We start from the raw sequence: 22,012 nt of genomic DNA, 5'->3' as shown, positions 1-22,012 counted from the left end.
ATCAGTCGGAGCCGGTGGAGGCCCGGATGATCAACTCCGGGGTCAGCCGCCGGGACTCCACCTCGGCGCCGCCGAGTTTGCGCAGCAACGTCTGCAGCGCCTGCCGGCCCATCTCGTGCATGGGTGAGCGGATCGTCGTCAGCGGGATCGGCAGCGATGCCGCGAGTGGCGTGTCGTTGTAGCCGACCACCGCGACGTCGTCGGGAATCTGCAAGCCCTTGTCCCGCAGCGCCCCCATGGCCCCGATCGCGGCGAAGTCGTTGGTCGCGAAGATCGCGTCCGGGTACGGCCGCCGGGCCAGGATCTGGTCGGCCGCCTCCCGGCCGGCGGCCGCGTCGAAGCCGTTGAACACGATCCGGTGCTCCGGGATCTCCAGCCCGGCCTCGGCGAATCGGTCGATCAGGCCCTGCGAGCGTTCCCGCGCCGTGGAGGCGAACGGCAGCCCGGCCAGGATCGCGACCTCGCGCCGGTCGGTCGCCAGCAGGTGCTCGGCGACCAGCCGGCCGCCGGCCGGGTCGTCGCAGGTCACCGAGACGTGATCACCGTGCCGGCGTGAGGCGAGGACGAACGTGACCTCCTGCCGGGCCAGGTCGTCCAGGAAGTCGTCGTCGAGATGCGCGTCGCCGAAGATCAGGCCGTCCACCCGGCGGTCCAGCATCTGCTGGGTCCGGACCCGCTGCAGGTCCGGCTTGTCCAGCGAGTTGGTAACGAACGTCGACACGCCGGCCTCGGTGGCCGCCTCGTCGATGCCCTCGTAGATCGTGGCCAGGACGAAGTCCTGCAGCCGGGGCACCAGCACCCCGACCACGTTGGACCGGGCCGTCCGCAGGCTGGTCGCGTGCGGGTTGGGCCGGTAGCCGTTGCGTTCGGCCGACCGGATGATCGCGGCGACGGTCTCGGGCGAGGCCCACCGTTCCGGATGGGTCTCCGCCGGATTGAGGACACGGGACACCGTGGTCACGCTGACGCCGACGTCGCTGGCGATCATCCGCTGGGTGAACGGTCGCCGAGTGCCCGTCATCGCTGCTCCTGTCGTCGGTGCCGCTCATTATCGCGGTGCCCGGCCCTCGGTCCGTACCGCCCGCAGCAGGGGCCCGCAGAACCCAAGGGTAGTTCCACAATCGGTTGACCCAAACGATTGACTCAATCGATTGTGTAGCTCAGACTGAGCCGAACGGCATCGCCATGGCCGGCGGACCGGCCGGCTCGGCAGGAAGGGATCAACGTGGCTCACATCGTCGTCCTCGGCACCGGCGGAACGATCTCGTCCCGTACCGGCACGGACGGCGCGGCGGTGGCGAGCGACTCGGCGGAGGTTCTGGTCGGCGCGGTCGAAGCGGGCCGCGGCCACACCGTCGAGCCGGTCGATCTGCTCCGGGTCAACTCGTTCAACCTCGACCTGGCCGACCTGCGCACGATCGCGGACGCGGTCAGGGACCAGCTGGCCCGCAAGGACGTGGGCGGCGTCGTGATCACCCACGGCACCGACACGATCGAGGAGACCGCGGTGCTGCTCGACCTGGTGCACGACGACGACCGCCCGGTGGTCCTCACCGGAGCTCAGATCGCACCCGACCAGGACGGCGCGGACGGCGGTCGGAACCTGGGCCAGGCGATCACGGTCGCCGCGGCTCCGGAGTCCCGCGGCCTCGGCGTTCTGGTCAGCTTCGCGGGCGAGGTTTTCGCCGCCCGGGGCGTACGGAAGCTGCACACCCTGCGCCCGCAGCCGTACGTCGCACAGGACGCCGGCCCGATCGGCCGGCTCGTCCAGGGCGAACTCCGCTACGCGGCCCGGCCGGTCCGGCCCGCGCCGCTGCCGAGGCCGACGGCCCGGTTCGATCAAACCCGGGTGGAGACGCTGGTGCTCTATCCGGGCGCCCGTCCCGACCTGCTGAACGAGCTGGTGCGGCAGGGCGTCCCCGGCGTGGTGCTGGCCGGCACCGGAGCCGGGAATCTCAACCGGCCCTACGTGGAGGCGGTCCGGGCGGCAGTCTCGGCCGGGACCGTGGTCGCGCTCTCCACTCGGGTGCCGCACGGTCCGATCGCTCCGCTGTACGGCTGCGGCGGCGGCGCCGACGCGCTCCGGGCCGGTGCCGTGGCCGTCCGCGGCCTGCCGTACACCCAGGCCCGCATGCTGCTGGCCCTGCTGCTCAGCCACTTCCCGCCCGCCGAGGCGGCGGCCCGGCTGCAGCGCTTCTGAATCCGTCCCAGGAAGGAACAAGATCATGGCCAAGGACATCTACGTCGCGTTCGGTATCGACGTCGACGCCGTCGGTGGCTGGCTCGGGTCGTACGGCGGGGAGGACTCGCCGGGCGACATCTCGCGCGGCATCTTCGCCGGCGAGGTGGGCGTACCCCGGATCAAGAACCTGCTCGCGAAGTATCAACTGCCCTCGACCTGGTTCTGGCCGGGGCACTCGATCGAGACGTTCCCGGAGCAGTTCGAGGAGATCGTCGCGACCGGAGCCGAGATCGGCGTGCACGGCTACAGTCATGAGAACCCGATCGCGATGACCCGGGAGCAGGAGTCGGAGATCCTCGACTACTGCATCGAGTTGATCACCCAGCGCACCGGCAATCGACCGACCGGCTACGTGGCACCGTGGTGGGAGTTCTCGCCGGTCACCAACGAGCTGTTGATCGAGCGCTCGATCCGGTACGACCACTCGCTGATGCACCGCGACTTCACGCCCTACTACGTCCGAGTCGGCGACCGCTGGAACAAGATCGACTACGACCAGCCGGCCGCGACCTGGATGAAGCCGCTGGAGCGCGGCCAGGAGACCGACCTGATCGAGATCCCGGCCAGCTGGTACCTCGACGACCTGCCGCCGATGATGTTCATCAAGTCGAGCCCGAACAGCCACGGCTTCGTCAATCCGCGCCACCTCGAGGAGATGTGGCGGGACCAGTTCGACTGGGTGTACCGGGAGCTCGACTACGCGGTGTTCACCTTCACCATCCATCCCGACGTGTCCGGCCGGCCGCAGGTGTTGCTGATGCTGGAGCGGCTGATCGAGCACATCAATGCTCACGACAACATCCACTGGGCGACGTTCGACCAGATCGCCCAGGACTTCCAGGCCCGCTCGCCGCGGGTCCCCTGAGCTGCGGTACGGAAAGGAACATCGCTCATGAGTACCGCGCCCACGGAAGGCTTGCGTACCGTCGGTAAAAAGGAGACCCGCCGGGCGACCAAGATCGCGTTCTTCGCCTGGACGATCGCCGTCTACGACTTCATCCTGTTCGGGACCCTGCTGCCCCGAATCGAGGACAGCTTCGGCTGGGACACCAGCTTCGCCCTGCTCGTCTCGACCCTGGTCAGCGTCGGCACCTTCGTCGTGGTGCTGTTCGTGGGCCCGCTGGTGGATCGGCTCGGGCGCCGCAAGGGCATGATCATCTCCGTCGGTGGTACGGCGGCGTCGTCGGCAATCACCGCGGCGACCACCGGTGCCGCCTCGCTGGTCGGCGTGCGCAGCATCAGCGGCCTCGGCCTCGCGGAGCAGTCGGTGAATGCGACCTACCTGAACGAGCTGTACGCGCTCACCGAGGACACCAAGATCAAACGCAACCAGGGCTTCGTCTACTCGATGGTGCAGACCGGCTGGCCGCTCGGTGCCCTCCTGGCGGCCGGCTTCGTCGCGATCGTGACCAGTATCTGGGGGCTGGACAGCTGGCGGATCGCCTTCCTGTTGGCCACCATCCCGGCGATCATCGTCGCGCTGGTCTGCCTTCGCCTGAAGGAAAGCCCGCAGTTCCTGGCCCAGCAGGCGGTACAGCGGCTGCGCCGGGCCGGCCAACCGGCCGAGGCGGACGCACTCGCCCGGCGCACCGGCATCGAGGTCCGCGTCGGCGCGCCGATCAAGCGGATCTTCCAGGGTAAGCATCTGCGCAACACGGTGGTGCTGTCGCTGGCCTGGCTGGTCAACTGGTTCGGCATCCAGACCTTCTCCGTGCTCGGCACGACGGTGCTGGAGAGCGGCAAGGGCATCGACGCCGGCGACGCGCTGATGTTGGTCGTGGCGTCCAACCTGGTCGGAGCACTCGGCTATCTCACCCATGGCTGGCTGGGTGACCGGTTCGGCCGCAAACGGGTGATCATCATCGGCTGGATCCTGGGCGGCTTCTTCTTCGCGGCGATGCTGCTCGGCCCGAGCCACCAGGGGTACGTGCTGGTCACCTATATGCTCGGCCTGTTCTTCCTGCTCGGCCCGTACGCGGCGATCATGTTCTTCCAGGCCGAGTGCTACGACACCGACTGCCGGGCCACCGGTAGCACGTTCATCGGCGCGATGAGTCAGCCGGGCGCGATCATCGGCGGCTTCCTGCTCACCGGCTTGGCCGCGGCCGCCGTACCGTTCTCGACGGCGGCGCTCTGGGTCGGCGCCCTGGGCACCCTGGTCTCCGGACTGATCATGATCGGTGCGCGCTCGATCGCACCCCGACGCGACGACCGAACACCCGTCACCGAACGGGTCGACGAGCCGCTGGTGGAGGGCGCGTAATGGAGGAGCGTGCCGTCTCGATCATCAGCGGCGCCGCGTCCGGCATCGGCCGCGCGGCGGCCGTCCGGCTGGCGGCTCGTGGCGACCGGGTGGTGATCGGAACCTTCCCGGGTGACCCGCACGACCCGGCGATCACACTGGACGCGGTGACCGCGGCCGGCGGCACCGGCATGATCGCCGAGTTGGACGTCCGGAGCACCGAGTCGGTCGCCGCGTTCGCGCAGGCCGCCCTCACCGCGTACGGCCGGATCGATCATGTGATCGCGAACGCTGGGATCCTGCGCCGCGCCGAGTTCGCGACGATGACCGACCAGGAATGGGACGAGGTGCTGCAGGTCGACCTGCACGGTGTGATGCGGCTGGCTCGCGCCGCGGCACCGTACCTCGGCTCCGGCGGGTCGATCGTGGCGATCTCGTCGATCGCCGGCGGGGTGTACGGCTGGCAGGAACACGCCCACTACGCGACGGCCAAGGCCGGCGTGGTCGGCCTGATCCGCAGCCTCGCCGTCGAGTACGGGCCGCACGGGATCCGGGCGAACACGATCATCCCCGGCCTGATCGAGACGCCGCAGTCGATGGACCCGGTCAACTCGCTCGGGCCGGACGGGCTGGCCCGGGCCGGCCGGACGATCCCGTGGGGCCGGGTCGGCCGGCCGGAGGAGGTGGCCGGCGTGATCGCCTTCCTCACCTCGGCCGACGCCGGGTACGTCAGCGGCCAATCGATCACGGTCGACGGCGCGCTCACCGTGGCGATGAGGGACTGATCATGAACGACCTACCGCAGAGCGGCGTGCTGTCCGGCCGGACCGCGTTGATCACCGGCGCGGCCAGCGGCATCGGGCTGGCGATCGCCCGCCACTTTCGCGCCGCCGGGGCGATGATCATGCTCGCCGACCGGTCGGCCGCGGTGACCGAACGTGCCGCGGAGCTCGGCGCCGCGGCCGTGCAGCTGGACGCGACCGACGAGGCCGCGGTCACGGCGGCCGTGGCCGAGGCCGAGCGGCGGCTCGGCCGGATCGACACCCTGGTCACGTCGCACGGCATCCTCACCGAGGCACCGGTCACCGAGCTGACGTTGGCGACCTGGCAGCAGACCGTCGACGTCGACCTGACCAGCGTCTTTCTGCTCAACCGGGCGGTACTGCCTGGGATGCTGGCGCGGGGCGACGGCCGGATCATCAACGTGGCATCGCAACTCGGTCTCAAGGGCGGCACCGGCCTGGCCCACTACGCGGCCGCGAAGGCCGGCGTGATCGCGATGACGAAGTCGATCGCGCTCGAGGTGTCCGGCCGCGGAGTCCTGGTGAACGCAATCGCGCCCGGCCCGATCGAGACCCCGCTGGTCGCCGGGATCAGCGAGGAGTGGAAGCGGGCCAAGCAGGCCGAGCTGCCGCTGGGCCGGTTCGGCACCGTCGACGAGGTCGCGCCGACCGCGGTACTGCTGGCCTCGGATCCGGGCGGCAATCTCTACGTCGGCCAGACGCTCGGGCCCAACAGCGGTGACGTGATGCCCTGATGTGCGGGGCGTGCGGCGGCGAGCGGCTCGGCTGGTTGGCCGGGCTGCTGTCGTCGAGCTATGCCCGCGGGGTGGTGGCCGCGCGGCTGAACCGGTTCCGGCCGCGCTCCATGATCACCGCCCATCCGTCCGGCTGGAGTTGGGCGTGGAGCGGGCGGGCCCGGTTCTTTCCGACCTTGGACGCGCTGACCGTCGCCCTCGATCATGCCGAGAGCCGTCCGGCGGACCTGATCGACTGGGTCGCCGGCCTGCCGCCGCACCGTGTCCACCTGGTGCCGCGTGAAGCCTCGTCGAGCTGGACGCCGGGGCCGCCGACCGGCGCGGTCGATCCCTGGCCCGGCGGCGATCCGCGGACCTCGGTCAACCGTCTGCTCGGCCTGCTGCTGATCGGAGCCGGCAGCCCGGTGACCACCGAGCTCCGGGACGATCAGGGGACCTGGACGCCGGAGCCCGCCGCGGTCGCGGCCGGGATCCGGTCGAAGATCAACACCGGCCGGCCCGACTCCGGGTCGGCCAGGGTCCGCGGCCGGACCCCGTAGACCTCCTCGATCACGTCCGGCGTCAGGACCTCCGCCGGAGTCCCGGCGGCGACCACGCTGCCGCCGGAGAGCAGCACGACCCGGTCGCAGTAGCTCGCGGCCAGATTGAGATCGTGCACCGCGGCGATCCCGGTCCGGCCGGCGGCGGCCACCTGGGCCATGATCGTCAGCTGGGCGGCCAGGTCGAGATGGTTGGTCGGCTCGTCCAAGATCAGCACCTCGGGCTGCTGGGCCAGCGCGCGGGCCAGCTGGACCCGTTGCTGCTCACCGCCGGACAGCGTGCTCCAACGGCGCTCGGCGTACTCGATCATGCCGACCGCGACCAGCGCGTCCAGGACCGCCGCCCGGTCCGCCGGTCCGGGCGGCTGCCAGCGGCCGAGGTGCGGGATCCGGCCGAGTTCGACCACCTGCCGGACCAGCAGCGGCTGCTCGGTGGTCGACTGCTGTTCCAGGTACGCCACGCGCCGGGCCCGGACCTTCCGCGGCAGCCGGTGCAGGTCATGATCACCGAGCAGGACCCGGCCTGCGGCCGGGCGGGTCAGGCCCGCGATCAGCCGGAGCAGGGTGGATTTGCCGGCGCCGTTGGGCCCGAGCACCCCGGTCAACCGGCCGGCCGGGGCGGTGAGTGAAACCCCGTGCAGCAAGGGGATCCCGTCGATCGCGTACCGGACGTCGTCAACCCGGACCGGAGCGCTCATGCCGCCCTCCGCTGGCGCCAGAGCAGGACGCAGAACACCGGCGCGCCGATCAGGGCGGTCAGGATGCCGACCGGGACCTCCTCCGGCGCCAGCACGGTCCGGGCGGCGGTGTCGGTCCAGACCAGGAAGATCGCTCCGGCCGGGGCGAGCACCGGGAGCAGCCGGGCGTGCGCCGGCCCGGTGACGAACCGGACCGCGTGCGGGAGGGTGAGCCCGAGGAACCCGATCGCGCCGCTGACGGCGACCGCCGAGCCGGTCAGCAGGGCGACCAGGCCGAGCAGGATCATCCGGGTCGGCCCGGTGGCGACGCCGAGCGAGCCGGCCAATTGATCACCGAAGGCGAACGCGTCCAGCGACCGGGCGTAGCCCAGCAGCACCAGCCCGGCCGCCACGATGATCGGCCCGGCCACCGCAAGGGAGGACCAGTCCGCGCCGCCGAGCGAACCCATCAGCCAGGCCAGCACCTCCCGGTAGGAGTCGCCCTGGGCGTTGGAGAAGATCACGAAGGAGGTCCCGGCCGAACAGATCTGTGCGACCGCGATCCCGGCCAGCACGATCCTGGTGGAGCCGCGCGTCGCGGCCCGGCCGGCCAGCGCCAGCGCACCGGCCAAGGCCAGCATGGCGCCGAGGAACGCCGCCAGCGGCAGCACCAGGCCGACGCCGAGCAGCAGCACCGACACCGCGCCCAGGGCCGCGCCGGAGGACAGCCCGAGCAGGTACGGATCCGCCAGCGGGTTCTGGGTCAGCGTCTGCATCACCGCCCCGGACAGGGCCAGGGCGGCGCCGACCAGGGCCGCGGTGAGCACCCGCGGCAGCCGGAGGTCGAAGATGATCGCGTCGTCCAGCCGGGGCAGCCCGACCGGTGTCAGGCCCAGGTGGTGGCCGATCGACTGCAGCACGTGGGCCGGCCCGAGACCGCTGGCGCCGACCGCGGTCGCGGCCAGCACGGACGCCGCGAGCAAGATCACCAACACCAGTCCGACCAGCCAGACCGGGGTTCCGGCCCGCCGCCCGGTCGGCCGCGGTGACTCTGACGGTGCCGCCGGCGACCGGGTGATCACCGCGGTCACGGCAGGCTCGCCAGCTGTTCGGCGAGGTCGGTGATCGCTTCCGCCGTGGCCACGCCGCCCTCGCCGGCCGGGAACCGTACCGTCAGGAAACGCTGCTCCCGTACGGCATCCAGGGCGACGGCGGGCGACTCGGCGAGCACCTTCTTCTTCGACTCCGCGGTGTTCCAGGTGGCGTCGACCAACACGATCAGGTCCGGGTCCTGCTTGAGTACGCTCTCCCAGGACACGGTGCTCCAGGTGTCTTCGATGTCACCGAAGACGTTCCGGACGCCGATCGAGTCCATGATCAACTGCGGTGCGCCGATCCCGGCGCCGACGTACGGGCTGTCGGTGCCCGAGCTGTACCAGAGCACGGTGCGCTGCCGGGAATCCTTCTTCACGGCGGCCAGCGCCTCCCGCTGTTCGGTGATCAACTTCTCGGCCCGCTCCGGCACGCCGAAGATCGCGGCGATCTCACGCATCTCGCGTTCCAGCACGTCCCGGGTCAGCGGCTTCGGCTGATGGGCGGGCGCCTTGCAGGCGGCCGGCGCGACGTAGCTGTTCACGCCCAGTCCGGCCAGCGCGGCCCGGTCGCCGGCACCCTGCGCGGTCAGGTTGCTCTCCCAACCGGCGTACACGAAATCGGGTCGGGCCGCGAGCAGCGCCTCCCGGCCGGGCACCTTGTCGGCCAGCACCGGCGGCGGCGTCCCGTACTTCTCCGGCAGCGGCCCGTCGCCGAACGCGGTGCCGACGATCTTGTCGCCGAGCCCGAGGGCCAGCAGCAGCTCGATCGCGGTCGACTTGATCGCCACCACCCGCTCCGGCGGGCGCTCGATGGTGACCTCGGTGCCGCAGTTGTCCACCGTGACGGTACGAAAGCCGGGGGCGACCGGTTGGGCCGACGGAGCCGGCGTGCTGCAACCGGCCAGCAGGATCAGGAACATCAACGAAACCAGGGCGCGCACGGGCAGCATCCTTCGAGGCAGGGGGAGACAATCGCCGTGACGAACACGGCTTCGACGACACCCACCGACCACAGCCCGGCCGGCCAACACGCGCCACAATCCTGACGCGCGGGCCCTGCCATCGTAATCGATCCCGCCCACGGTCCGACGACTGTCCCGGAACCGGTTGCGGACGCGTTCAACACGTGTCAGCATGGCGAACCAGAACTTCGTCAACACGTGTTGAGGACTCGAATCATGGAACGTGTGATGCTCGATGTCGACCTGGCCATGGGTGCTCCAGGGAGCGATGTCGACGACGGGTTCGCGCTGGCGCTGGCGCTGGCCGACCCCGACATCTCGCTGGAACTCGTCACCACCGTCAACGGCAACACCGACGTCGCGTCGGCGACCACGCTGACCCTGGAACTGCTGCACCGGCTCGGCCACCCCGAGGTCCCGGTGCACCGCGGTGCCCAGCTGCCGCTGCTCCGTCCGCAGGCCAAGTTCGGCTCCGTACCGGACGACGTCGTAGCCCGCGAACCGCAGGCCACGCCGGCGGCCGCGGCCATGGTCGAGCACGTCCGGGCCAACCCCGGGGAGATCACGCTGGTCGCGGTCGGCCCGCTGACCAACGTCGCGCTGGCGATGCGGCTGGACCACACCTTCGCCGCCTCGCTCAAGCGCCTGGTGATCATGGGCGGTGTCTTCAGCAAGCCGACCAACGAGACCCGGATGCCCGGCGAGTTCAACATCTGGAACGATCCCGAGGCGGCCGAGATCGTGCTCGGTTCCGGGATCGTCGCCCAGTGGGTCGGGCTCGACGTCACGCTCAAGGTACGGGTCACGATGGCGGAGGCCCGGGCGATGGCGGCGAGTGATCACGAGTTCGCGGCGTTCGCCGGCCGCTACACCGTGGCCTGGATCGAACACCTGAGCAGCCGCCGGCCGGAGCAGGCCGATTCCTGCGCGATGCACGACCCGCTCGCCGTCGCTGCCGTGACCCATCCGGAGTTGATCACCTGGCAGGACGCCTACGTCCAGGTGGAGACCGGTGACCGGCTGCGCGGCGCGATGATCGCCGACCCGCTGACCGGCGGCTGGGCCCCGGACGGCAAGACCCAGAAGCTGCAACCGAACGCGTCGATCGCGGTCGACGTCGACGCCGCGGGCTTCACCCGATTCTTCATGGACAAGCTGAAGGAGTTGTGATGCGTCTCCGGTCCTTGCTGACCAGCCTCACCGCCGGAGCCGGCGCGCTGGTCCTCTTCGCGGCCTGCGCGAGCGGCCCGGCCGAGGACCCCGGCACCGGCCAGCCCTGGTCGATCCCGGACACCGACCCGACTACGACGATCAAGGTCGTCGGCATCCTCGACCCGAAGGCCGACGGGATGACCGACGTGGTCGCGGCGTTCGAGAAGGAACACCCGACGATCAAGGTCGACTACCAGTACGTGCCGTTCGACGACCTGAACAGCGTCCTCGATTCGCGGATCACCCAGAAGACGGGCGATCCGGACGTCTTCTGGGTCGACCAGCCGCGGGTGCCGGCACTCGCCACCCGGGGTTACCTGGAGGATCTGTCGGGACCGTTCCAGGGACTGACCGATGCCCTGCAGCCGGTCACCGTCGAGGCGAGCTCGTTCGGTGGCAAGCTCTATTCGCTGCCGGTGGCGAACTCGACCCAATTGCTCTTCTACAACAAGGATCTGCTCGACGCCGCCGGGGTGAAGCCGCCGTCGACCGAGGACGCGGCCCGGATCACCTGGCAGCAACTGAAGCAGGACGCCAAGCAGGTCCAGGACCGCGGCAACGCACAGTACGGGCTGCTGTTCGGCCAGCCGGACCGCTACTACCAGCTGGAACCGCTGCCGTACTCCGCCGGCGGCGGGCTCGGGGCGACCGGCGAGGGCAACCTGACCCCGGACGTGACCAACGACGGCTGGGTGCAGTCGATGGACTACTACGGTTCCCTGTACGCGGACAAGATCACGCCGCGCGGCATCCCGGCCGAGCAGATCGACTCGACCTTCCTGGCCGGTAAGACGGCCTATCTGGTCGAGGGGAACTGGATGGTCGGCAAGCTCGCCGATTCCAAGATCAATTGGGGTGCGGCGCTGAACCCGGTCTGGCAGGGCGGCAAGCCGGCCAGCCCGACCGGCTCCTGGTCGGTCGGCATCAACCCGTTCTCCAAGAACAAGGAGGCGTCGGCGATCTTCCTGCGCTGGCTGGCGATCGACGGCGAGAGCGGGTACGCCGAGCACCGCGCCTACGCCGAACTGCCGGCGAACACGGCCGGGCTGAAGTCGTACCTGGAGGGCGAGATGTTCACCGCCTCCGAGGGCGGCAAGCAGGCTGCGAAGGTGGTCCAGTACGAGACCGAGTACACCGCGGTCGGCCGGGTCTCCACCGCCGGTTACATCGAGTTCGAGGACATCATGGGCCGGGCGTTCTCCGACATCGCCAACGGCGCGGATCCGAAGCAGGCCTTGGAATCCGCGCAGAGCCAGCTGACCACCGCCTGGAAGCAGTACCAGTAGCGCCATGCTCCGTCGTCGTACGTTGATCACCGCCGCGGTGTTCCTCGCCCCGGCGCTGCTGGCGATCGTGCTGCTCCGGCTGGTGCCGTTCGCCGGCGCGGTCTGGTCCACCTTGTTCGAACGGGTCGGGGTCGGGCTCCTCGCCGAGGAACGGTTCGCCGGGCTCAAGAACTACGCCGTGTTGTTCAGCGACCCACTGTTCCTCGGCGCGCTGGGCCGCACCGTCGCCTTCAACCTGGTGATCAACCCGCTGCAGATCGCGCTGGCGATGGCCGTGGCGGTGCTGCTGACCCGGAAGCTGCCCGGCCGCGGGATCTGGCGCACGGCCGTGTTCATCCCGTGCACGATCCCGATCGTGGGCTCGTCGATCGCGTGGGGTGTCGCGCTGCGCAACGACGGTCCGGTCAACGGCCTGCTCGGCGTGTTCGGGATCGGGCCGCAGCCGTTCTTCACCTCGCCCGCCCAGGCGTTGCCGAGCATCGTGCTGGTGGCGTCCTGGGTCGGCATCGGCTACTGGATGCTGTTCTTGATCGGCGGCCTGAACGACATCAACCGCGAGGTGTACGAGGCGGCGGCGATCGACGGTGCCGGGGCCTGGCGGACGTTCTGGTCGATCACGCTGCCGCTGATGAAGCGGCCGCTGCTGTTCGTCCTGGTCGCGGACACGGTGGCCAACTTCGTCCTGTTCGTCCCGGTGCAGATGCTGACCAACGGCGGGCCGCAGGAATCCACCACGCTGTTGATGTTCGACGCCTATCGCCGTACGTACACCTATTCGCAGCCGAATCTCGGCGCCACCTCGACCCTGGTCCTGACCTTGATCATGTTGCTGATCGTCGCGATCCAGTTCCGGCTGCTTCGGGAGCGTGACGCATGACCACGCTCGTCACGGAGGCGCCTCCGCGAGCCCGGGCCATCGAGGCGAGGCGGCCGAAGGGCCGGTTCCAGGCCGGTCTGCTGATCACGCTGCTGACCGTCCTGGCGATCATCGTGGCACTGCTGTTCGTGCTGCCGGCGCTCTGGATGCTGTTCGGCTCGCTGCGCCCGGGCAGCCAGGTGATCGAGAGCGTCAGCCCGCTCAGCTGGCGGACCCTGATCCCGGATGTCTGGACGCTGGACAACTACCGGGCGCTGTTCTTCGAGCTGCGGTTCGGTCGGAGCATGGCCAACTCGCTGCTGGTCGCGTTCGCCTCGGTGATCATCGGGCTGGCCATCTCGGTGCCGGCGGCGTACGCGCTGACCGTGCTCCGGTTCCGCGGCCGCGAGTTCGTCTTCGCGCTGCTGGTGATCGGTTTCATGATCCCGTTCGAGGCGATCGCGATCCCGCTGGCCAAGGTCTTCACCAGCTGGCAGCTCAACAACAGCTACCTGGGCCTGATCCTGCCCGGCATCGGCAACGGGCTGGCGATCTTCAACATGCGCCAGTTCTTCCGCGGCATCCCGACCTCGCTCCGGGAGGCGGCGGTGATCGACGGTGCCTCCGACTTCCGGATCATGACCAGGATCTACGTACCGCTGAGCGTCACCACGTTGATCAACTCCGGGTTGTTGATCTTCCTCGGCCAGTGGTCGTCCTACCTGTGGCCGCTGCTGATCATCTCCGAGGAGGCCAAGCAGGTGGCGCCGATCGCGATCGCCCGGACGTTCACCGACACGGAGTTCAACTTCGGCCAGATGTTCGGGGGTGCCCTGTTGATCTCGGTCGTGCCGGCCGTCCTGCTGCTGTTCCTGCAGCGGTTCTTCGCGGCTACCATCGCGAGCAGCGGCGAGAAATGATCACGACTGCGGGGGACGATTGTGGCGATCACGAGAGCTGACGTGGCGAGGGTGGCGGGGGTGTCGCCGGCGCTGGTCAGCTATGTGCTGAACGGTGGTCCGCGGCCGGTGTCGGCCGAGGCGCGGGAACGGGTGCTGGCCGCGGTCGCGGAACTGAACTACCGGCCGAACCGGATCGCCCGGGCGCTGCGGGAGAACCGGACCCACTCGATCGCGATGCTGATGCCGGATCACCGGAACCCGCACTTCGGCGAGCTGGCCCAAGCGGTGGAGGACGAGGCGTTCCGGAACGACTACATGTTGATCATCGGCACCGCGGACAACCAGACCGAGCGGGAGTCGGCGTACCTGCGGGCGTTCGTCGACCGCCAGGTGGACGGGCTGTTGTTGATCTCCGCCGCGTCGCACCCGGACGTCAGCATGCTGGACGAGGTACGCCTGCCGGTGGTGCTGCTGGACCGCGCGCCGCAGGGGACCGGCTTCTCCTCGGTCGTGATCGACAACCGGACCGCTGCCGCCGAGGCCGTCGAGCATCTGCTGTCCCATGATCGCAGCAACCCGGTCTGCCTGGCCGGGCCGGCCGAGATCGACGCCGTCCAGGAGCGCGTGGCCGGCTGGCAGGACGCGCTGGACCGGGCCGGCATGACCGCCGCCGCTCCCGTACACACCAGCTTCTCCAGCGAGGGCGGCTACCGGGCGATGCGCGAGTTGATCACGTCCGGGCGGGAGATCGACGCGGTGTTCGCGACCAGCGACGCACAGGCGATCGGCGCCATCGCCGCCTGCGCCGAGGCCGGCCTGCGGGTCCCCGATGATCTTGCCGTGGTCGGCTTCGACGGCACCGAGGCCGGCCGGTACGGGCAGCCGTCGCTCACCTCGGTCGACCAGGACGTCGCCGCCCTGGCCCGGACGGCTCTGGAGACCCTGGTCGGGCTGGTCCGGCGCGAGCACACCGAGGCCGTGCACCGGGTGCTCCGGCCGCGGCTGCGGATCGGCCGGTCCTGCGGCTGCACGCCGGAGGGCCCGTAGGATCGGCGGGTGTTCCCCAGAACCCCGCTTCGTGATTCCGGCCTGCTCGACGTCGGCTCCGGCCAGACCGTCTACTGGCAGGAGTCAGGCAATCCGGACGGCATCCCGGCGCTCTACCTGCACGGCGGTCCGGGCGGCACCCTCGGGCCCGGCGGCTACGTCACCAAGTTCGACCCGGAGCGGTTCCGGATCATCGGGATCGACCAGCGCGGCTGCGGCCGGTCGAAGCCGCTGGCGATCGATCCCGATCATGACCTGGCCGGCAACACCACCCAGGCGTTGATCGCCGACTGCGAACGGTTGCGCGAGACGCTCGGCGTCGACCGGTGGGTGATCAACGGCGTGTCCTGGGGGTCGACGCTCGCGCTGGCGTACGCGCTGGAACATCCGGACCGAGTGCTCGGCATCGTGATCATGGCCGTGACCACCACCGGCCGGCCCGAGGTCGACTGGATCACCGAACAGGTCGGCACGGTGTTCCCCGAGGCCTGGGACCGGTTCGCCGGGCACGCCGAGGCGGCCGGGATCGGCTACCGGCGGCACGAGTCGCGGATCGTCGAGGCCTACGCGACGTTGATCACCGACCCCGATCCGGCGGTACGCGACGCCGCGGCGCTCGCCTGGGCCGACTGGGAGGATCACCACATCTCCTTCGCCACCGGGCTGCAGCGCAACCCGCGTTGGGATGATCAGGTCTTCCGCCAGGTCTTCGTCACCCTGACCACCCACTATTGGGCGGCTGACGGGTTCCTCGAGCCGCCGATCCTGGCCCGGGCCGGCGAACTGGCCGGGATCCCGGGGATCCTGATCCACGGCCGGGCCGACATCAGCGGCCCGTTGATCACCGCCTGGGAACTGAACCGGGCCTGGCCGGACTCGGAGTTGATCATCGACGAGGCCGAGGGCCACGGCGGCACCCGGATGGTCGACGCCTGGGCCGAGGCGAACTCCCGGCTGGCCGACCGGATCAGCGACAGCAGCCCTGATCAGCCGAGCATGCCCCGGAAGTAATCGCTCAGGCCTGGCGTTCCGCTGGTGTCCCGCGGGCCGATGACGTACGCCGGGATCCCGTCGACCGCCCAGGGAGAGACGGTGGCGACGTTCAGCTCGGCGGTCCCCTTCGATGTGTGGACGCCGACGCAATCGGCGGTATCGACGGCGATGATCTGGGTCTTGCCGCCCTCGCCGTGGATCCGGAGGACGACCCACTCGTCCGTATAGGTGTCGATGCACTGAAGCTTCGGTGCCGCGTCGACCGCGGCGAGGAACTTGCGCGACGCTTCGGCGTCGACCTCGGTGGCGTACTGCAACTTGAACCCCGGGGCGTTCTCGCTGCGCCGGTACGCGCACACGGACATGGTGGAGGGTTCGGCAACGGTGAAGTCGCTGACCCTCGGGCCGTTGAACTCCGCTTCACAATCGGTGCCGGGATTGGGCTTCACGGTGGCGAGGATCTGTTCGCTCAACGAGTCGTCCCGGGTGGCGACCGTCACCGTACTGCCGCCGGCCTCGATGGTCGTCTGCTTCCAGCCGCCGCCGAGGTCACGCGTGCCCGGTTCGATCGCTGCGCCGAGCCAGACGTAGGGGGCCTTCGGTTGGGGGAAGTTCTGACCTTGGATGACGGAGCAGGCGTCGGTCATCATGACCGGCCGCCCGACATAGGGCCGGGCCGTGTCCTGGGTCGGGTTGCCATCGGCGGACCGGTAGGCGGCCGTTCCGCAGTCCAACAGGTCGCCGGTGCCGGACCTGCCCCCATGGTCCGGGGTGGGAGCCCCGCCCCAACCCCAGTCCGGCGGCACCGAGACCTGGACGCCGTGCCAGGACTCCAACCGCCAGTTGCTGGGAACCGGCGGGTTCGCCACCAGCGTGCGGTCGTCGGACGGGGGTACGGGAACGTTGGCGCCGGGCAGGACCAGCGCGGCAACGATGAGGATCCCGACGGCTGCGGCGGCTGCCGCCGGAAGCACCCAGCCACGGGAGCGTGGACGGTTCACTCGGATCGGCACGTCGGTGTCGACCTGCCCGGCCCGCCCGGCCAGGCCGGCCCGCATGATCTGCTCGAGGTCTTCGTCGGTCGGATCGGCCATGATCAGTCCTCCGCTCGGCTCAGCTGCACCCGCAGCGCGGCGAGTGCTCGGTGAATATGGGAGCGAACGGTGGCCTCCGTGACGTCGAGGATCCGCGCGATCTCGGCGTAGTCCAGGTCCTCGTAGAACCGCAGCACCACTGCGGCCCGCTGCTGCCGGGGAAGGGCCGAGCAGATCCGCCAGACCGCATCGTTGGTCGCGATCGAATCGGCCGGATCGCCGCCGCGGTCCTCGGGCACGGCGGCGACCACCGCGATCCGTTTCCCGAACTTCCGCCATTGCGAGACATGGGCGTTGGCGATCATCCGCCGAACGTACGCATCCGGGTCGGTGGTTCGGCTGACCTTCGGCCACTTCTCGCACGCAGCCGACAACGCCGTCTGGACGGCTTCTTCGGCCGCGTCCTGGCTTCCGGTCACCAGGTAGGCGAACCTCATCAGTTCCGGGATGCGCGTACTGATCCAGGTGTCGAAGGAGAGTTCTGGCCGTGGCGGGTCCTTCACTCTCACTCCCATACAGGAACTCACGTTCGGAAGAGATCGGTTGTTGCATGCGGACCCGACCGGCCGATGGTACGCGATGATGCCGTCATGGGAATGACCTGGGACGGCTGGGCCCTCACCGGGGCCGAGGCCAGTGCGGTACGCGCGGATCCGGAGTCGATTTGGGAGCGGCTGAACGCGGACCGGACGTCGCCGTCCGCCGTGGACCTCGACAAGGCCTGGCACGGCATCCACTGGTTGCTGACCGGCGACCCGTGGACCACCGAGGGCCCGCTGGCCTCGGTGATCTTCGGAGGAGAGGAGCTCGACGGGAACTTCGGGTACGGGCCACCGCGACTGCTCGACCCGTCCGGCGTGGCCGCCATTGCCGCCGCGCTGGCCGACGTCGATCCCACCACGCTCCGAGCGAGGTTCGACCCGGCGGCGATGGCATCGGCGGAGGTCTACCCGGACATCTGGGACGATGCGGACAGCTTCGCCGGCTACCTCGCGCCGAATTTCGTTGCGGTGAAGGAGTTCTATCGGGCCGCCGCCGAGCGAGGGCAGTGGGTGCTGCAGTTGCTTCACTGAGGTTCGGGCGGGCGCGTTACGGTCGGTGTCATGGCCAATCGTCTTGCCGACAGCACCTCCCCGTACCTTCTGCAGCACGCGGACAACCCGGTCGACTGGTGGGAGTGGGGCGACCAGGCGTTCGCCGAGGCGGCTCGGCGGGAGGTCCCGGTGCTGTTGTCGGTCGGCTACGCGGCCTGCCACTGGTGTCACGTGATGGCGCACGAGTCGTTCGAGGACGAGCGGATCGCGGCCATGATCAACTCCGGGTTCGTGGCGGTCAAGGTGGACCGGGAGGAGCGGCCGGACGTCGACGCCGTCTACATGCAGGCCACGCAGGCGCTGACCGGGCAGGGCGGCTGGCCGATGACGGTGTTCCTGACGCCGGACCGGAGCCCGTTCTTCGCCGGCACCTATTACCCGCCCGCGCCGCGCGGCGGGCTGCCGTCGTTTCCGCAAGTACTGCAGGCGATCGGGGAGGCATGGCGGGATCGCCGGGAGGAACTCGTCACGGCGGCCGGCTCGATCAGTGATCAACTCGCCGGCGCACGGCCCGACCTGGCCGGCCAGGCCGGAGCCGAGGAGGTGGCGCAGGCGATCGCGACCCTGCGGCGGGACTACGACGGGGAGCGCGGCGGATTCGGTACGGCGCCGAAGTTCCCGCCGTCCCTGGTCGTGGAAGCGTTGCTGCGGTCGGACGACCCGGACGCGATGATCATGGTCGAGGGGACGCTGGAGGCGATGGCCCGCGGCGGCATCCATGATCAACTCGCCGGCGGGTTCGCCCGGTACAGCGTCGACAGCAGCTGGGTGGTGCCGCACTTCGAGAAGATGCTGTACGACAACGCGCTGCTGCTCGGCAACTACGTCGGCTGGTGGCGCCGGACCGGCTCGCCGCTGGCGGAGCGGGTCGCGACCGACCTGGTCGACTGGCTGTTCACCGAGCTGCGGACGCCGGAGGGCGGCTTCGCCTCCAGCCTCGACGCGGATTCCGCCGACGCCGAAGGCAGGCTGCGGGAAGGTGCCTATTACGCCTGGACTCCGGAGCAACTGCGGGATGTGCTGGGACCGGAGGACGCGGACTGGGCGGCCGAGGTCTTCGTCGTGACCGCGAACGGCACGTTCGAGGAGGGGGCCTCGACGCTGCAGTTGCCGGTGGACCAGGATCCGGTTCGGCTGGCCGACGTCCGCCGCCGGCTCGCGGACGCCCGCTCCGAGCGGCCCCGGCCGGGCCGCGACGACAAGATCATCACCGCCTGGAACGGCTGGGCGATCGACGCGCTGGTGCAGGCCGCGATGATCATGGACCGGCCGGACTGGCTCGAGGTGGCCCGGCACGCGGCCGACCTGGTCTGGCGGGTGCACCTGGTCGACGACGGCCTGCGCCGCAGCTCGCGGGAGGGCCGGGTCGGCACCGCCGCGGCGGTGCTGGAGGATTACGCGGCGCTGTGCCAGGCGGCCACCCGACTCGCCGCCGCGGGAGCCGACGCCGACTGGCTGATCCGAGCTGAGTGGCTGGCCGACCGGATGATCACCGCGTTCGACGACGGCTCCGGCGGCTTCTACGACACGGCCGCCGAGGCCGAGCGGCTGTATCTGCGGCCGAAGGACCCGACCGACAACGCGACCCCGTCAGGGCTCAGCGCCGCCGTCCACGCGCTCACCCTGCTGGCCGAGCTGACCGGACGAACGGACTATGCCGAACGGGCTGAGCGGGCCGCCGCCTCTGCCGCTGGGTTGATCACGGCCGCGCCTCGATTCGCGGGCTGGCTGCTCGCCGACGCGATCAGCCGGACGGCGGCGCCGCCGGTCGAGGTCGCGATCGCCGGGCCGCCGGACCATCCCGACACGATCGGCCTGCGCCAAGCGGCCTGGCGGCTCGCCCCGGCCGGGTCCGTCGTCCTGGCCGGACCGCCGGACCTGGCCGGCTTCGCCCTGCTGGAGCAGCGGACCATGATCGACAACCGCCCGACCGCGTACGTCTGCCGCAACTTCTTCTGCCGGCTGCCCGTCACCACCGTCGCCGACCTCACCGAGGCCCTGGCCAGCCCGTGACCGTGGAACCTCGGTGCCACCGGACGCGGCAGGGATTTCCACGCTGTCCGGTTCCGGGTCAGGGGACACGGGCGGTGAGGCGGGCGAAGGCGTCCAGGTAGGCGTCGGGGCGTTCGAAGTGGACCAGGTGGCCGGAGGCGATCTCGACCAGTTCCTCGTTGGACAGCAGCCCGAGCGTGCGCTCCTTCTCGTCGCCGTCCATAGCCGCCATCAGGACGCCGTTCTGGTAGTAGCTGCCCGTGCTCTGCTGGAAGTAGTTGGTGTGCAGGAGCACCGTCGGCACCTTGATCGACTTCAGTACGGTGTCGGTGTCGTAACCCTCGTACCAATGGTTGTCGAACCACGCCGCGCCGAAGGCCGGGTCGTAGTTGACCAGCCCGCGGAAGAAGACGTTGACCATCGGCGGCAGGAAGAAGATCTCCAGGGGCTCGCCCGGATGATCATCGAGATAGCCGAGTGCGTACGTCTCGATCTGGGTCTTCGCCGGGCCGAAGAAGGCGAAGTAGTCGCCGTGCTCGATGAAGTAGCGCTGGAAGTCGCGCTCCTCGGTCTGGGCCAGGAAGTCGCGGGTGATCGAGAAGATCGCCCCGCCGGTCGTCTTCGCGGCCCGCGGCATGATCGAGGAGTAGAACGGCGGATCCTCCAGCAGCACCCCGCTGACCAGGTCGGGCCGGTTGGCGGCCAGCCAGGCGGCGAGCAGGGCGCCGGAGGAGTGGCCGGAGACCATGGCCGGCCCGCCCAGCTCCTGCTCCATGAACTCCGCGATCAAAGTGCCGATCCGTACCGCGGTGTAGTCCTGCGCGGGCAGCCGGGCCGAGCGGCCGTGCCCGTACACGTCGATCGCGAACACATGGTGCGAGTTGATCAAGGTCGGCAGCACCTTGGCGTAGTCGTCCCATTGCGAGCCCTGGCCGTGGATCAGCAGCAGCGGCGGCCCGTTGTCCGGGCCTTCCGCGTAATGGGTCTGGTGACCGCCGATCGTCGTGATCTTGGTCGTGACGCCCGCCCGGGCCAGCTGCTCGGCGTCGCGTTCGGTGTAGTTCGTGTTCTGGTCGACGTACGTCGCGGCGACCGCCACCAGCCCGAGGACCAGGGCTCCGCCGATCCCCAGCACGATCCAGCGCTTCTTGGCCATGTCCACCTTCCCGCACAAGTAGGAAAAGTTACACTTAGGCTACCAGTACGTCAGGGAGGGTGGTTCATGGCCGGGAAGATGATCGAGGGGCCGGACGGTCGCTACATCGTGGGCACCGTGAAGATCGGGGAGAAGGGCCAGATCGTCATCCCCAAGGACGCCCGTGACCTGCTCGGGCTCGAGGCTGGCGACACGCTGCTGGTCCTGGTCGACAAGGCGCAGGGGATCGCGCTGGTCGACAACGAGCGGTTCCAGCGCTTCGCCCGCGGCGTCCTCGCCGTCCAGCAGGACACCGAGGAGTAATCAGCCCGCCGCGTACGTGATCAACGAGATCGCGATGTAGTGCACCGCGAACCCGGCGATCGTGAACGAGTGGAAGATCTCGTGGAAGCCGAACCAGCGCGGCGACGGGTCCGGCCATTTCTTCCCGTACACCACGGCGCCCAGCGTGTAGAACAGGCCGCCGGCCACGACCAGGGCGACGACGGCGGCCCCGCCCGCGGCATAGAACGCGCCGAGCCAGCCGACGGCGGCCCAGCCCATCAGGATGTACAGGCCGGTGTAGAGCCAGCGTGGCGCCGACAGCCAGAACAGCCGGAACAGCAGCCCGCCCAAGGCGGCACTCCAGATCACACTCAGCAGGACGACCCGGGACGTGCCGGTCAGCATGATCAACGCCAGCGGGGTGTAGGTCGCGGCGATGAAGACGTAGATGTTGGCGTGGTCCATCCGCCGCAGCACGGCGTCGCCGGTCGGGCCCCAGTGGAACCGGTGATAGAGGCCGCTGGTGCCGAACAGCAGCAGTGACGCGGCCAGGAAGACGGCACCGCCGACCTTGCCGGCCGCGGTCGGCGCCAGCCAGATCAGCACGATCCCGGCGGCCGCGGCGAGCGGGGTCATGCCGGCGTGCAGCCAGCCGCGCAGTTTCGGCTTGACCTGCCGGATCACCTCGGCGACCTGGTCGCCGGCGGTCCGGTCCGGCTCGAGATCGGGATCGGTCCGAGTCGTGCTCATCGCTGTGGTCCTCCGAGTCGTGGCGCGCCGGTTTGGTGCTGCGGGCAGCGATTCTGCCCGACCAAAGTTACGG

Annotated in this window: 23 protein-coding genes; 15 read left to right on the top strand and 8 right to left on the bottom strand. The window is 69.9% G+C overall.

Going from position 1 to position 22,012, the window contains the following annotated elements:
• Position 1 precedes the first annotated feature (1 nt).
• On the bottom strand, positions 2-1,021 hold the full coding sequence (locus BKA15_RS08465) for a LacI family DNA-binding transcriptional regulator (protein WP_179749797.1): 1,020 nt from the start codon (positions 1,019-1,021) through the stop codon (positions 2-4).
• A gap of 204 nt (positions 1,022-1,225) precedes the next feature.
• Here BKA15_RS08465 and BKA15_RS08460 point away from each other — a divergent pair, with 204 nt between their 5' ends.
• The 6 genes from BKA15_RS08460 to BKA15_RS08435 are packed head-to-tail and all read left to right on the top strand — an operon-like array spanning position 1,226 to position 6,560.
• Positions 1,226-2,200, top strand: coding sequence for an asparaginase (locus BKA15_RS08460; protein ID WP_179749795.1), 975 nt, complete (start codon positions 1,226-1,228; stop codon positions 2,198-2,200).
• 25 nt (positions 2,201-2,225) lie between these two features.
• The gene (locus tag BKA15_RS08455; RefSeq protein WP_179749793.1) at positions 2,226-3,107 is read left to right on the top strand and encodes a polysaccharide deacetylase family protein; all 882 of its coding nucleotides are present in this window, start codon (positions 2,226-2,228) and stop codon (positions 3,105-3,107) included.
• A 27-nt stretch (positions 3,108-3,134) separates the two neighbouring features.
• The gene (locus BKA15_RS08450; protein ID WP_179749791.1) at positions 3,135-4,505 is read left to right on the top strand and encodes an MFS transporter; all 1,371 of its coding nucleotides are present in this window, start codon (positions 3,135-3,137) and stop codon (positions 4,503-4,505) included.
• The gene (locus tag BKA15_RS08445; RefSeq protein ID WP_179749789.1) at positions 4,505-5,269 is read left to right on the top strand and encodes an SDR family NAD(P)-dependent oxidoreductase; all 765 of its coding nucleotides are present in this window, start codon (positions 4,505-4,507) and stop codon (positions 5,267-5,269) included. Before BKA15_RS08450 ends, BKA15_RS08445 begins: the two co-directional genes overlap by 1 nt.
• 2 nt (positions 5,270-5,271) lie before the next feature.
• The gene (locus BKA15_RS08440) at positions 5,272-6,021 is read left to right on the top strand and encodes an SDR family NAD(P)-dependent oxidoreductase (RefSeq protein WP_179749787.1); all 750 of its coding nucleotides are present in this window, start codon (positions 5,272-5,274) and stop codon (positions 6,019-6,021) included.
• Positions 6,021-6,560, top strand: coding sequence for a hypothetical protein (locus BKA15_RS08435; RefSeq protein WP_179749785.1), 540 nt, complete (start codon positions 6,021-6,023; stop codon positions 6,558-6,560). Before BKA15_RS08440 ends, BKA15_RS08435 begins: the two co-directional genes overlap by 1 nt.
• Here BKA15_RS08435 and BKA15_RS08430 read toward each other — a convergent pair.
• The 3 genes from BKA15_RS08430 to BKA15_RS08420 are packed head-to-tail and all read right to left on the bottom strand — an operon-like array spanning position 6,449 to position 9,272.
• Complete coding sequence (locus BKA15_RS08430; protein WP_179749783.1) at positions 6,449-7,258, bottom strand: ABC transporter ATP-binding protein; 810 nt, start codon at positions 7,256-7,258, stop codon at positions 6,449-6,451. The genes BKA15_RS08435 and BKA15_RS08430 overlap by 112 nt on opposite strands.
• Positions 7,255-8,328, bottom strand: coding sequence for an iron chelate uptake ABC transporter family permease subunit (locus tag BKA15_RS08425; protein WP_312878873.1), 1,074 nt, complete (start codon positions 8,326-8,328; stop codon positions 7,255-7,257). Before BKA15_RS08425 ends, BKA15_RS08430 begins: the two co-directional genes overlap by 4 nt.
• Positions 8,325-9,272, bottom strand: coding sequence for a putative F420-0 ABC transporter substrate-binding protein (locus BKA15_RS08420; protein WP_218871133.1), 948 nt, complete (start codon positions 9,270-9,272; stop codon positions 8,325-8,327). The genes BKA15_RS08425 and BKA15_RS08420 overlap by 4 nt, the downstream gene beginning before the upstream one ends.
• Positions 9,273-9,509: 237 nt before the next feature.
• Between BKA15_RS08420 and BKA15_RS08415 the strand changes: the two genes are divergently transcribed.
• Genes BKA15_RS08415 through BKA15_RS08390 form a run of 6 tightly spaced genes read left to right on the top strand, consistent with a single transcriptional unit; the run spans position 9,510 to position 15,607 of the window.
• A complete protein-coding gene (locus tag BKA15_RS08415; protein WP_179749780.1) occupies positions 9,510-10,463 on the top strand; it encodes a nucleoside hydrolase in 954 nt (317 codons plus the stop codon).
• The gene (locus BKA15_RS08410) at positions 10,463-11,791 is read left to right on the top strand and encodes a sugar ABC transporter substrate-binding protein (protein WP_179749777.1); all 1,329 of its coding nucleotides are present in this window, start codon (positions 10,463-10,465) and stop codon (positions 11,789-11,791) included. The genes BKA15_RS08415 and BKA15_RS08410 overlap by 1 nt, the downstream gene beginning before the upstream one ends.
• Before the next feature lie 4 nt (positions 11,792-11,795).
• Entirely contained in the window at positions 11,796-12,668 is an 873-nt protein-coding gene (locus tag BKA15_RS08405; RefSeq protein WP_179749775.1) for a carbohydrate ABC transporter permease, read from the top strand.
• Positions 12,665-13,567 carry a carbohydrate ABC transporter permease gene (locus BKA15_RS08400; protein ID WP_179749773.1) on the top strand — a complete coding sequence of 301 codons (903 nt, stop codon included), beginning with the start codon at positions 12,665-12,667 and terminating at the stop codon, positions 13,565-13,567. Before BKA15_RS08405 ends, BKA15_RS08400 begins: the two co-directional genes overlap by 4 nt.
• A gap of 21 nt (positions 13,568-13,588) precedes the next feature.
• Positions 13,589-14,596 (top strand): LacI family DNA-binding transcriptional regulator, encoded by a 1,008-nt coding sequence (locus BKA15_RS08395; protein WP_312878872.1) that lies wholly within the window; start codon positions 13,589-13,591, stop codon positions 14,594-14,596.
• Between the two features lie 9 nt (positions 14,597-14,605).
• Positions 14,606-15,607, top strand: a complete 1,002-nt coding sequence (locus BKA15_RS08390) for an alpha/beta fold hydrolase (RefSeq protein ID WP_312878871.1) — start codon at positions 14,606-14,608, stop codon at positions 15,605-15,607.
• Here the strand turns inward: BKA15_RS08390 and BKA15_RS08385 are convergent.
• A complete protein-coding gene (locus BKA15_RS08385) occupies positions 15,583-16,683 on the bottom strand; it encodes a hypothetical protein (RefSeq protein WP_179749770.1) in 1,101 nt (366 codons plus the stop codon). The genes BKA15_RS08390 and BKA15_RS08385 overlap by 25 nt on opposite strands.
• Positions 16,684-16,685: 2 nt before the next feature.
• Positions 16,686-17,186, bottom strand: a complete 501-nt coding sequence (locus BKA15_RS08380) for a SigE family RNA polymerase sigma factor (RefSeq protein ID WP_312878870.1) — start codon at positions 17,184-17,186, stop codon at positions 16,686-16,688.
• An 87-nt stretch (positions 17,187-17,273) separates the two neighbouring features.
• On the opposite strand from BKA15_RS08380, the gene BKA15_RS08375 reads away from it, so the two are divergent.
• Both BKA15_RS08375 and BKA15_RS08370 read left to right on the top strand, forming a co-directional pair.
• On the top strand, positions 17,274-17,756 hold the full coding sequence (locus BKA15_RS08375) for a YfbM family protein (RefSeq protein WP_179749766.1): 483 nt from the start codon (positions 17,274-17,276) through the stop codon (positions 17,754-17,756).
• A gap of 30 nt (positions 17,757-17,786) precedes the next feature.
• Entirely contained in the window at positions 17,787-19,790 is a 2,004-nt protein-coding gene (locus BKA15_RS08370) for a thioredoxin domain-containing protein (protein ID WP_179749764.1), read from the top strand.
• A 58-nt stretch (positions 19,791-19,848) separates the two neighbouring features.
• Here BKA15_RS08370 and BKA15_RS08365 read toward each other — a convergent pair whose 3' ends face one another.
• On the bottom strand, positions 19,849-20,925 hold the full coding sequence (locus BKA15_RS08365; RefSeq protein ID WP_179749762.1) for an alpha/beta fold hydrolase: 1,077 nt from the start codon (positions 20,923-20,925) through the stop codon (positions 19,849-19,851).
• Positions 20,926-20,991: 66 nt separating this feature from the next.
• On the opposite strand from BKA15_RS08365, the gene BKA15_RS08360 reads away from it, so the two are divergent.
• On the top strand, positions 20,992-21,228 hold the full coding sequence (locus tag BKA15_RS08360; protein ID WP_246322296.1) for an AbrB/MazE/SpoVT family DNA-binding domain-containing protein: 237 nt from the start codon (positions 20,992-20,994) through the stop codon (positions 21,226-21,228).
• On the opposite strand, the gene trhA is transcribed toward BKA15_RS08360, so the two are convergent.
• Positions 21,229-21,939, bottom strand: a complete 711-nt coding sequence (gene trhA / locus BKA15_RS08355; RefSeq protein ID WP_179749760.1) for a PAQR family membrane homeostasis protein TrhA — start codon at positions 21,937-21,939, stop codon at positions 21,229-21,231.
• Between the last annotated feature and the right edge of the window lie 73 nt (positions 21,940-22,012).

The sequence above is a fragment of the Microlunatus parietis genome, from assembly GCF_013407955.1.
Classification (GTDB): domain Bacteria; phylum Actinomycetota; class Actinomycetes; order Propionibacteriales; family Propionibacteriaceae; genus Microlunatus; species Microlunatus parietis.
The sequence above is the reverse complement of the archived record's forward strand: the minus strand, read 5'-3'. Positions and strand labels throughout refer to the sequence as shown.